Below are 11,271 nucleotides of genomic sequence, written 5' to 3'. Positions count from 1 at the left end.
CATCCTCAACTTCGCCCGGATCGAATCCGGGAAGATCGAGTACCGGGAGCAGCAGGTTGATCTCCGGGTGCTGATGCGGGAGCTGCAGGCGGTGAAGGCGCCACAGCCAACGGCGAAAAAGTCGTCGACGCCGAATTCGAGGAAGTGGACGGCAAAAACAAAAAGGCGGAGTAACCTTGCTTCGGTAAAACAAATTGCTTTTCAATAGAGAAAATAATGATGCGTAAAGGGTTTGCATTTCCATTTCTTGCAGCTGTCTTTTTAAGCTGTGCCAGTGGAAAATCAGGACAGGGGGGAACACAGGAAAGTTCATTGACCCTGGAAGATCGCGTCAGGAGTTTCCGGATTGAGGGGTTTGATGTCGATCCCGATAAAATCATGGAGGCCCTGGAAAAAGGCCGTATCACCCCGGCTGTTCTCTTTGAGGTTTTAAAGCCAGACGACGCTCCGGAAGAAGTACGGGATGCCCGCCTCTTCCACTTTGATTTGCACGATCCTGATTTTGGAAGCGCTTTCAAGACCTGGATAGATTCAAAAAACCTTATGAAAATAACGCCCGGCGACAAGGGTGCTATAGAAAGGCTGCTGAAGAAGTATGCCGCTCAAAACCCCGAATTCTACCCTTATATAAAGTCTGTCATGCAGGACGATTCCCTGATTCTGCAGGACGATCCTGGAACAGTTCCGAAGGACGGATGGAGTCCTGTCCAGGAGAAAACTGCCTGGAAAATGCTGGGGTCAATATTTCTGGAGATCTGGTTCAATCCTCCGGCAAGCACCAAAAACCTGAGCATAAAAGGCCCCGGGGGAAAACCGCTTCATCTCGCCATAGTGACGACAGGGCGTCGTGACGTGGGCCGCTATTATGAAGCCATTACCGGTCTGCATCGTTCTACCATGAAGCAACCCCTTCCGGTAGAGCAGGCTCATGCCGCTACCCTTTATCATGAGGTGCTCCACGCGGCAAAATATGATCCGCAGCATCCTCTGGAGTATGACAGGATTGACGTGAACCGGGACCGGAAAGAAGGATATCCGGAGCTCAGGCATGTAGCCACTGAAGAAGGGCTGGGTGATTATGTCGCAAATACAGTTTTGACATATGCCTCTCCCGCACAGGAAAGGGCTATTAACTATGCCACGGAGGCGGTTGTTGTAAAATACATTAACCGGGGCGTTGCTTCGATAAAACAGTACAATGATTGTGGTGTGGTGTGCTTTACCCACACGTATCGTTTTCTGGGCGATCTGGATGGGGTATTTTCCCCTGAAATCATAACGGCAGAGGCGTTTTCCGGGCTTGAATCCATGCTGCGCGACATGGCTGCGCTTGTTCCGGACTCTGCCGTATTTCAGGGAGATCCTCTCAGCGCGGAAAAAGCCGGACATCATCTGGCCGCGGCGAAAACGCTGCTCGACAGATACCGGACAAAATCAGATGCAGACGAAGACCAGCTGCGCAGGAACTTGAATATACTATCATTGTATATCAAGGTTACATGTAATTATACGAACGTGGGGGACAGGCATGCAGCCTGCACGGCTGCTCCTGCGGCGCCCCGTTAAGGTGTGAGTTTATGCCAGTGTATCCGAAAAAGGCGATGAGACGGTGACCAAAAGGGACTATTACGACATTCTGGGTGTGGCGAAAAACGCCGATGAGGCGGCGCTGAAAAAGGCGTATCGCAAGCTGGCCATGGAGTGTCACCCGGACCGCAACCACGGCAACCCGGAGGCTGAGCATAAATTCAAGGAACTCAGCGAAGCCTACGATGTTCTGAAGGACCCGCAGAAGCGGGCGGCCTATGATCAGTTCGGCCACGCGGCGTTCGAGCATGGCCGGGGCGGTCACGGAGGAGGCTTTGGCGGCGGGTTCGATGGCTTCGCGGGCGGCTTTGCGGATATTTTCGAAAGCGTCTTCAGCGACATGATGGGCGGTGGGGGCGGACGGCGGCAGCAGAACAGTGGCCGCGGCTCCGACCTGCGCTTTGACATGGACATCACGCTGGAGGAATCTTTTTCCGGCGCTACACGGACTATCAAAGTGCCCACCACCATCGCCTGCGAGCCCTGCCATGGCAGCGGCGCAAAGGTCGGCACTCAGCCGGTGACCTGCAACACCTGTGGCGGCACGGGCAAGGTGCGCGCGCGGCAGGCCTTTTTCATGATGGAGCACACGTGTCCCACCTGCCACGGATCGGGCCAGACCATCAAGGAGCCTTGCCCCTCGTGCCACGGCCAAGGCCGCAAGCGCCACACCAAAGAGCTTCAGGTGAATATCCCGGCGGGCGTTGAGGACGGCACGCGTATCCGCCTGGGCGGAGAGGGGGAGGCCGGTGTGCGCGGCGCTCCGTCCGGCGATCTGTACATCTTCCTGTCCGTAAAACCCCACAGCCTGTTCCAGCGCGACGGCGCGCACCTGCACTGCCGCGTGCCACTGCCCATGTGCACCGCGGCGCTGGGCGGCAGCATCGAGGTTCCCGTCATCGACGGCACCCGTGCGACGGTGACCATTCCCGCGGGCACCCAGAACGGCCACCAGTTCCGCCTGAAAGGCAAGGGCATGTCCGTCCTGCGCAGCCACCAGCGCGGCGATCTGTATATCGAGGTGTCTGTGGAAACCCCCGTGCACCTGACCAAACGGCAAAAGGAACTGCTGGAAGAATTCAGCCGCGAAGGCGAGGCCGCCAAAAACCAGCCCCAGGCCACGTCTTTCTTCGACCAGGTCCAGAAACTGTGGGAAGACCTGAAGGACACCGCCCGGGATTCGTAGTTGCTGAAAGTAAATAAATGCTCCAGACCGGTCAGGCCTATGTCCTGACAGGAGTATCGCCATGATGATGGCCGAATCTGAAAAAATCCCGCTGTCTGAAGAAGCGCACGCCGTTCTGGCCTCTCTTGGTCTTTTGGAAGATGATGTGGTGGAATACCGGACAGATGGAGTTACTCACAGGATTCATGCCCGGGCTCTGCTGGACTATGACCGGTTTTTTTCCGAAAAGACGCGTGCGGATGACAGTGAGCAGGACGGCAGGGAACCCAGAACTCTGGGGGCTGGCTTTGATATCAAATGGACAGATCAGGGCGTAACAGGAATTGATGCTGCTATCCGTTCGGAACTGCTGGATCGGGTTCTCCCGATTGATATGCTGCTGTTTCTTATAGCGGGAGATGATAAAAAGAAATTGTCACAGGATCCTGAAAAAGAATTCAGAAGACAGGTCCTGATACATCCCAAAAACAGTTTCCGCGAGAGCTGTTACCGGGGTTTCATGCCTTGGGATTGTCATCTGGATGTGACTATTGACCCGACAGGGAAAAGCAGGGATTTTCTCACGGTTCGTGGCGGTGAGTCCTAATTATGGCCGGTACAATGACGAGAGGACATCCTTTGTCCGGCAAAAACTGGTAGATGCGTCCCTGGAGCAGAGAACCATTACTGATTCCATCCGTGCTGTCGGTGCAAAAGCCATACGGGCACAGCTTATATCAGAGCCGCCGCTGCGGTTTTCTGAAAAACAGATATGGGACGAGGTCCAGCTGGCCGAAGGGCAGAGGAAATTCCTGGAACAGGCCATGGCCAGATATCGTCATGTGCTGCCGGCCAATGAGACAGCAAAAACCGTCATGTGTGGGGCTGTTGATCTGGCTGCTGCCGACCTGGTGCGGGAATTCCTGTGTGCCATGATCATTCACTACCGTGTCGGATCTCCGGGAGTAACAGAGCCTCATCTACCTCCATTTGTGCCTCTGTCTGTCCGGGAAGGAAACATCCTGGGCCTGACCCTGCCGAAGGCTGGTGCACCGGTTCCAGCGCCCTGATCGGGGAAGTGCCTGCAGGGGTTTGTTACTGGCAAAGAGGTCCCGGCTGATGTATGGTCTGTGCTGGAATGCCGGCCAGATCAGGGGGACAGGCCATGGGGCTCAGGTTTCACAAATCATTCGCGCTGCATAAACTGCTGCGCGTGAATGTCTCGAAAAGCGGGCTGAGCCTGGGCGTGGGGCCGAAGGGCGCCAACGTCAATCTCTCCCCCCGGGGCATGAAGGGCAGCGTGGGCCTGCCTGGCAGTGGTGTATCCTGGCGCCAGCAGCGGCGCTGGGGGCCTGGCACAAGCCTGTGGTTTTTCGTGCTGATAGCCGTCGTGATCGTGGGGTTTCTGTACTTCGCCGGGAAAGTCTGACATGCGCAAACTGTTCGGGACGGACGGCATCCGGGGCACGGCGAACACAGAGCCCATGACTGCCGAGACAGCGCTGCGTGTGGCCATGGCCGCAGCGCTGGAGCTGCGCCGCGGGCGTCATCGCCATCAGGTGTTGATCGGCAAGGATACGCGCCTGTCCGGTTATATGCTGGAGCCTGCGCTGGCGGCCGGCTTTACCTCCATGGGCATGGACGTGATCATGGTGGGCCCTGTGCCCACGCCGGCGGTGGCCATGCTGACACGGTCCCTGCGCGCGGATCTGGGGGTGATGATCTCCGCTTCCCACAATCCGTACGAGGACAACGGGATCAAGCTGTTCGGTGCGGACGGCTACAAGCTGTCGGATGAGACCGAGGCGGCCATCGAGGCGCGTCTGGCAAAACCCTTTACGCCTGATATGGCTGCTGCGTCCGGTCTGGGGCGTGCCAAAAGGCTGGAGGATGCCAGCGGCCGCTATATCGAGTTTGCCAAGAATACCCTTCCGCGCGGGCAGAGACTGGACGGGCTGAAGGTGGTCGTGGACTGTGCCCATGGCGCGGCCTACAAGGTGGCGCCTACTGTCCTGTGGGAGCTGGGGGTCGACGTTGTCCCCATGGCCGTGGCTCCCGACGGGACCAACATCAACAGGGATTGCGGGGCTGTCCATCCCGAGCGCCTGCAGGAGCAGGTGGTCCTGCACCAGGCCCAACTGGGGATCGCCCTGGACGGCGATGCCGACCGCCTGATCCTGGTGGACGAGCAGGGCCGGATCATCGACGGGGACCAGCTGATGGCCCTGATTGCCGGGCAGATGGCCCGCGAGGGCCAGCTGAAAGGCGGCGGCGTTGTGGCCACGGTCATGTCCAACCTGGGGCTGGAACGCCACCTGGCCGGCCTGGGCCTGATCCTGGCGCGCACGGCCGTGGGCGACCGCTATGTGGTCGAGCATATGCGCAGCCACGGCTTCAACGTGGGCGGCGAGCAGTCCGGCCATATCGTTCTGGCTGACCACGGTACGACGGGAGATGGCCTGGTGGCCGCCCTGCAGGTCCTGTCGGTCCTGCACAGGCAGGAAAAACAGGCCAGTGCCGTGACCCGCATTTTTGAGCCGCTGCCCCAGAAAATCACCAGCGTCCGCTTTTCAGGGGACAATCCGCTGGACAGGCCGGCGGTGAAGGCCGTGATCCGGGATATGACGGATCGGCTGAAGGACCATGGCCGCCTTCTGGTGCGCAAATCCGGAACGGAACCGGTGATCCGCGTGATGGCAGAGGCCGAGGACCCCGCCATGATCGACGAGGCCCTGTCCCTGGTGACGGGCGCCTTGGGGAAGACGGGGTAGGGCGTGCCATCAATTGAACGGATAATGGTCATCTGACTGCGGTTTCCTGCGCTTCCGGTGCTCATGTACTTTTATGTACACTGCGCTCCGGGGCTCAGAAACACTTGTCATCTGGCTCATTCTGCGTCAATTGATGGCACGCCTTGGGCAATCCCCGCATGACACGGTATGTGCTTCGTGATAGAAAACAGAGCCTCCGCCGTGAAAATTCCGGGTCGATCTGGTGATTTCAGCTCTCCTTGCATCTCTGGCCGTACTGTCCGCCCTGCTGGCGGGGGTTGCGATCTGGCAGGCCAAACGTCTGAACCGTCTGCGCAGGGAAAACCGGCAATATATCGATCGGCTGGAAGCAACACAGCAGGCCCTGCCGCTGGACTGGATCCAGGTCCAGGCGGATCAGACTCTTGTATCTTCGGCCGAGGCGGCGGCCCTTCTCGGCTGTCCCTCCCTGTCCCATGTGCGCGATCTGCTGGCCTGTGTGAGCGGTGCGGAATCTGACGGGCTGGCCAATGCGCTGCGCTTTTTGCAGCAGGATGACAGGACTTTTGATCTGAAAATCAGGACGGAAGGACAACGGGTCCTTCTGGTCCAGGGGCGCACAGGCGTTTCGGGGGACGAGCGGGCGCACATCCTGTGGCTTGTGGATGCGACCCGTACCGAGAAAGACATCCAGCGCCAGAGGGATCTTCTGGCCACAACTGAACAGGCGCGAAAGGAATGGCAGGCTTTGGCCGAGGGGCTGCCTGTCCCCCTGTGGCAGCGGGACAGGGACCTCAGGCTGGTGTGGTGCAACAGCGCGTGCGCCACCTTGCTGGAAACCACGCCGGATGTGGTGATCCGGGAGCAGCGGGAGCTGTCGGCAGGGACCGGAAAGGAAGCCCGGAACAGCGGCAGGCCTGTGACGGTCAGTGCGCGGATTGTGGTGGGGGGAACGCGGCGGTTCATGGATGTGACTGAGGTTCCGCTGTCAGGCACAGGCCTTATGGCCGGACTGGCCATCGACAGGACCACGGAAAACACCCTGAAGACCGAGCTTCAGCATTTTACCTCGGCCCAGGCCAACCTGCTGGAGCAGCTGGGTTCGGCCATTGCCATATACAGCTCTGACACGCGCCTGAAGTTCTATAACCAGGCCTGGCGGCGGCTGTGGGGGCTGGACGAAACCTGGCTGGATACCTGCCCCCTGTTCAGCGAGATCCTGGAAAACCTGCGCGAGCGCCGCCGCCTGCCCGAAGTGGTGGACTTCCAGCGCTATCGCAAGGAAAACCTGGCGCTGTTCACATCCCTGATCGAACCGCAGGAAAGCCTGCTCCATCTGCCGGACGGGGCGACGCTGCGCATGCTGATTGTGCCCCATGCACTGGGCGGCCTGATGTTCGTTCTGGAAGATGTTACCAGTCGCCTGGCGCTTGAATCCTCTTACAACACCCTGATGGCCGTGCAGAAGGAGACCCTGGACAACCTGGTTGAGGGAATGGCGGTATTTGGCGGTGACGGGCGGCTGAAGCTGTACAATCCCTCGTTCTGCCATCTGTGGAACCTGAAGCCCGAAGATATCCAGGGTGAGCCCCATCTGGTCGAACTCATGGAGAAGGTGCGCCCCCTGCTGGATAACGGGGGATCATGGAAAGAATACCGGGACCAGTTTGTTGCCCTTGCGCTGGGCCGGACCAGCAGCCGCCAGCGGCTTGAGCGGCGGGATGGCAGCGTGCTGATGTTCTCGGTCGTGCCGCTGCCGGACGGGGCGGTACTGACCACCTGGATGGATATTACCGATACAGTGCGGCTGGAGCAGGGATTGCGCTCCACCAACGCGGCGCTGGAGGCGGCGGATCGCCTGAAATCCCAGTTCATCGCCAACGTGACGCACCAGCTGCGCACGCCGCTGAACGCCATCATGGGCTTTTCGGAAATCCTGGCCAACAAGTACTTTGGCCCTCTCAATTCGCGGCAGGAAGATTACAGCCGCAGCATTCTGGAGGCCAGCCAGCGCCTGATGTCTCTCATCAACGACATCCTGGACGTGGCAAGTGTTGAGGCCGGTTATATCGAGCTGGAGCCTGGACCGGTCGAGATCCTGCCCCTGCTGCAGGGCGTGGTGGAACTGACCCGCGAATGGTCAACAAAACAGAACCTGTCTGTCCGCATTGACTGTCCCCCGGATATCGGGACCATGACGGCAGACGCAAAGCGCCTGAAGCAGATCCTGTTCAACCTGATGGGCAATGCCATCCGTTTCACACCGGCCGGCGGCATGATCCGGATCGGGGCGCACCGGACAGGGCAGGAGGTGACCTTCTCCGTCCAGGACAACGGTGTGGGCATTCCGGAAGCGGACCTGCAGCGTGTGTTCGGAAAATTTGAGCGAGGCGGTAACGCTGCTGGTACAGGCGGAGCCGGCCTTGGCCTGTCCCTGGTGAAAAGCTTTACCGACCTGCACCACGGCCGTGTCACCATCGACAGCCGCCCGGGTGAGGGGACGACCGTGACGTGTGTTTTGCCCGTGAGTGGGAAGTAGCTAATTACCTCTCCCTCAGGTGGAGAGATAAATCCTTAACGTCCCATCACTTTCAGCATTGTACTGCCCAGGGCAGCGGGGCTTTCGGCCACGGTGATGCCAGCGCTGCGCATGGCTTCGATCTTGGCATCAGCCGTGTCGTGTCCGCCCGAGATGACGGCGCCGGCATGGCCCATGCGGCGGCCCGGCGGGGCTGTGCGGCCTGCGATAAAGCCTACAACAGGCTTTTTCGCCTTTGCCGATTTCAGGAACGCTGCACCGTCGATTTCGCCCGGGCCACCGATCTCACCGATCATGATGATGCCCTGCGTTTCCGGATCGGCCAGGAACATCTCGAGGCACTCCACGAAATTCGTACCGTTGACCGGGTCGCCGCCGATTCCGATGCAGGTGGTCTGGCCAAGACCAGCCGCGGTGGTCTGGGCCACAGCCTCATAGGTCAGGGTGCCGGACCGGGACACGATGCCGATCTTGCCGCGCTTGTGGATATGGCCGGGCATGATGCCGATCTTGCACTCGCCGGGCGTGATGACGCCGGGGCAGTTGGGGCCGATCAGGCGGGTCTTCGATCCCTGCAGGGCCCGCTTGACCCGGACCATGTCCAGAACGGGAATGCCTTCGGTGATGCAGATGGCCAAGGGGATTTCCGCGTCAATGGCTTCGAGAATCGCATCGGCGGCAAAGGGCGGTGGAACATAGATAACCGTGGCGTTGGCGCCGGTCTTGTGAACAGCTTCGGCCACTGTGTCGAACACGGGCAGGTCCAGGTGCTTCGTCCCGCCCTTGCCGGGGGTCACGCCGCCAACCATGCGGGTGCCATAGGCAATGGCCTGTTCCGAGTGGAATGTCCCTTGCGCGCCGGTAAAGCCCTGGCAGATGACCTTGGTATCCTTGCTCACCAGAACAGCCATTTTACTCTCCGAAAAATGCTTTGTGCTGGCAGTGTCTAGCACGCCCGGAAGCAAACCGGAATTCTGTTTTTTTGAGAAAATCCGGACTGCAAACGGTTTGTTAACCATTGGGGGTCCAGGGTGGGTTCATGGAACGGCGATGGACCGTTCAGAAACACCGGGAAACAGGACCATGTCAGGAAGAAAAACAAAAACATCAGGCGACAGTCAGGGACTCTACAGTGCTTCCGTCTTTGTGAAGGGAGGCACGGTGGACCAGGTCTTTGATGTGGTCGAGGCCCTGAGGGATGTGCTGTTTTCTGCCGGCTGCCGGCCTGTGGAGGGGACAGCCTCCTGGAAAATGGACAGCGCAATCCCCGGATTTACGGGATTTTCCCCGCCGGAAAAATCTGCCGATGCGGATGAGCCCAACGTCTGCCTTGCTGAAACCGAGATTTTTGTGGGGGAGGGGGCCTACCGCTTGAATGTGGCCCGGACCCTCAATGCCATGGGGGCCTGGCTGACCGGCCTTGGGAGTGATGCGCCGGCAGAAGTGGCACGCCAGGCCCTGCGCCGTCTCTTTGACGTCATGAAAGGTATCCCGGCCGTCACGCTGTGTATGGGGCCGTATCTGTTTTCAAAACATGTTGGTGATCCCTGGATCTGGGTTCTGCCACTCAAGGACCGGGACATTCCCATGATCCCGCATAAGTCGGAAAAGCTGTCCGACAGTGCGGAAATCGCCGGAATGATCAGCGTCACGCTTCCAGTCCATCCGGAACGCATGGAAGCACTGTATGCCAGGGCTGTCCCTGTGCCGGCTGAAAAGGTCCGGACACAGCCGGAGGAAGAAAAGGTGGTGTTCCTGCAGGATCGTCGGGACCAGGCGCCGGTTCACCGGGAGCCCCAGGCTGGTACCGCAGAGATCATTCCTTTCCGGCCCCGTCCTCTCGCGAACTGATCCTTTTTCTTTTCAGAAGCACATACAGGGCTCCGCTGCCGCCGTGTTCGGCCTGTGCGGGTGAGACAGCCAGGATGGCCGGTCGCAGCCGTGTCTCGTTCAGCCAGCGCGGGACCTGCTGCCGCAGAACGCCCTGACCGCCCGCCGACAGGCCTTTGCCGGTGATAACCAGCAGGCACCTTTTTCCCCGTTGCCAGCCGTTTTCCACAAAAGACACCAGCGCGTTATAGGCCGCATCCTGGGTTAGCCCATGGAGGTCCAGCCGGCCGTCGATGGCCATCTTTCCCTTCCGGAGTCGCTGGTGCGTCCTGCGGTCAAGGCCCATGGCCGAGCCGGGTTCCAGGGGCTTTCCGGGGTCATGTGCAGGACCCGGTCGCGCGGCCTGCTTCATTGCGGGGCGGCGGGGAGGAGGTTCCGGTTCCGTCTCTGGAAGGGCAGGGGAAGCCTCTTCCTTCCGCAGGGGCATTGCACCGCGCATGGACAGCCGCCACAGCTTCTGTTCTTCTTCGGTCACAGTGCGTTTGCGGGGCGGTTTTCCGGTCACGGTTTTCAACAGCTTTCTTTGCGGCAGTCCTTCATTTGTGGCAATGTGCAGCTGTGATGTCAAAAAGTGTTGCCAGGCCGGTGGAGTTCGAGGGGATCAGCCATCCTCTCTGGGTCAGGGTCAGCCTGCGGGCCCGCCGGGTCAGCCTGAAAGTGAACCCGCAGGGACGGCGGATCGAGCTTGTCCTTCCCCGGGGCATGTCTGTCGACAGGGCCCGGGCCTTCGTCAGCCGCAGCCGTTCCTGGATTGCCCGCCACAGCCTGCACCTGTCCGCACCTGCCCCGGCTCTGATGAGTGGATCCCCCATTTCTGTCCTGGGCCGGCCGCTGGAGGTGGTCCATGACCCGGCCCACAGGGGACAGGGAGTTCTTTCAGAGACCTGTATCAGGGTGGGCGGTGATCTGGCCTTTTTTGCCCGGCGGGTCCGGGATACCCTGAAAACCTTGGCACTGCGGGAGTTTTCAGCCAGGGCTGCACAGAAGGCTGAACTTGTGTGCAAAAAGATCCGGTCTGTCCAGGTCAGGGACATGCGCAGCCGCTGGGGCAGCTGTTCCACGTCAGGCCGTCTGTCTTTCTGCTGGAGGCTGGTGATGGCCCCGGACCATGTGGTTGACTATATCGTGGCCCATGAGGTGGCCCATCTGGTGGAGATGAACCATTCGCGGGCCTTCTGGACTGTCGTGGACCGGCTGACCCCGCATCGGCGGGAAGCCGCAAAATGGCTGAAAGCACACGGTCTTGTCCTTCATCACACGATCTGAGGGAACTTTCCAGGGGCCCGGGTGTTTGCAATGGCAATGCAGGCAATCCGGCCTGAAAACAGTCTCTCTGGAGG

The 11,271-nt window shown here is 59.8% G+C and carries 12 protein-coding genes; 10 read left to right on the top strand and 2 right to left on the bottom strand.

Features of this window, described 5'->3' with window-relative positions; genetic code table 11:
- The 8 genes from M3O22_06485 to M3O22_06450 all read left to right on the top strand — a co-directional run.
- On the top strand, positions 1-208 hold a 208-nt coding region (locus M3O22_06485), incomplete at its 5' end, for a hypothetical protein (protein ID MDP9196393.1).
- A 104-nt stretch (positions 209-312) separates the two neighbouring features.
- Complete coding sequence (locus M3O22_06480; protein MDP9196392.1) at positions 313-1,566, top strand: hypothetical protein; 1,254 nt, start codon at positions 313-315, stop codon at positions 1,564-1,566.
- 43 nt (positions 1,567-1,609) lie between these two features.
- Positions 1,610-2,773 (top strand): molecular chaperone DnaJ, encoded by a 1,164-nt coding sequence (gene dnaJ / locus M3O22_06475; protein ID MDP9196391.1) that lies wholly within the window; start codon positions 1,610-1,612, stop codon positions 2,771-2,773.
- A gap of 61 nt (positions 2,774-2,834) precedes the next feature.
- A complete protein-coding gene (locus M3O22_06470) occupies positions 2,835-3,359 on the top strand; it encodes a hypothetical protein (protein MDP9196390.1) in 525 nt (174 codons plus the stop codon).
- Positions 3,343-3,822: a hypothetical protein gene (locus M3O22_06465; protein ID MDP9196389.1), complete on the top strand. Its 480-nt coding sequence runs from the start codon at positions 3,343-3,345 to the stop codon at positions 3,820-3,822. Before M3O22_06470 ends, M3O22_06465 begins: the two co-directional genes overlap by 17 nt.
- Before the next feature lie 95 nt (positions 3,823-3,917).
- Positions 3,918-4,181 (top strand): DUF4236 domain-containing protein, encoded by a 264-nt coding sequence (locus tag M3O22_06460; protein ID MDP9196388.1) that lies wholly within the window; start codon positions 3,918-3,920, stop codon positions 4,179-4,181.
- 1 nt (position 4,182) lies between these two features.
- On the top strand, positions 4,183-5,523 hold the full coding sequence (gene glmM, locus M3O22_06455; protein ID MDP9196387.1) for a phosphoglucosamine mutase: 1,341 nt from the start codon (positions 4,183-4,185) through the stop codon (positions 5,521-5,523).
- Between the two features lie 223 nt (positions 5,524-5,746).
- Complete coding sequence (locus tag M3O22_06450) at positions 5,747-8,041, top strand: ATP-binding protein (protein ID MDP9196386.1); 2,295 nt, start codon at positions 5,747-5,749, stop codon at positions 8,039-8,041.
- A 35-nt stretch (positions 8,042-8,076) separates the two neighbouring features.
- Here M3O22_06450 and sucD read toward each other — a convergent pair whose 3' ends face one another.
- The gene (sucD, locus tag M3O22_06445) at positions 8,077-8,952 is read right to left on the bottom strand and encodes a succinate--CoA ligase subunit alpha (GenBank protein ID MDP9196385.1); all 876 of its coding nucleotides are present in this window, start codon (positions 8,950-8,952) and stop codon (positions 8,077-8,079) included.
- 172 nt (positions 8,953-9,124) lie between these two features.
- Here sucD and M3O22_06440 point away from each other — a divergent pair, with 172 nt between their 5' ends.
- Positions 9,125-9,892, top strand: coding sequence for a hypothetical protein (locus tag M3O22_06440; GenBank protein ID MDP9196384.1), 768 nt, complete (start codon positions 9,125-9,127; stop codon positions 9,890-9,892).
- Here M3O22_06440 and M3O22_06435 read toward each other — a convergent pair.
- Positions 9,858-10,499 carry a Smr/MutS family protein gene (locus M3O22_06435; GenBank protein MDP9196383.1) on the bottom strand — a complete coding sequence of 214 codons (642 nt, stop codon included), beginning with the start codon at positions 10,497-10,499 and terminating at the stop codon, positions 9,858-9,860. The genes M3O22_06440 and M3O22_06435 overlap by 35 nt on opposite strands.
- Between M3O22_06435 and M3O22_06430 the strand changes: the two genes are divergently transcribed.
- Positions 10,493-11,197 (top strand): M48 family metallopeptidase, encoded by a 705-nt coding sequence (locus M3O22_06430; protein MDP9196382.1) that lies wholly within the window; start codon positions 10,493-10,495, stop codon positions 11,195-11,197. The two genes, M3O22_06435 and M3O22_06430, sit on opposite strands and share 7 nt — an antisense overlap.
- The last annotated feature ends 74 nt before the right edge of the window (positions 11,198-11,271 follow it).

This window comes from Pseudomonadota bacterium (genome assembly GCA_030775045.1).
GTDB lineage: Bacteria > Pseudomonadota > Alphaproteobacteria > JALYJY01 > JALYJY01 > JALYJY01.
This window is presented reverse-complemented; position numbering and strand designations above follow the sequence as displayed.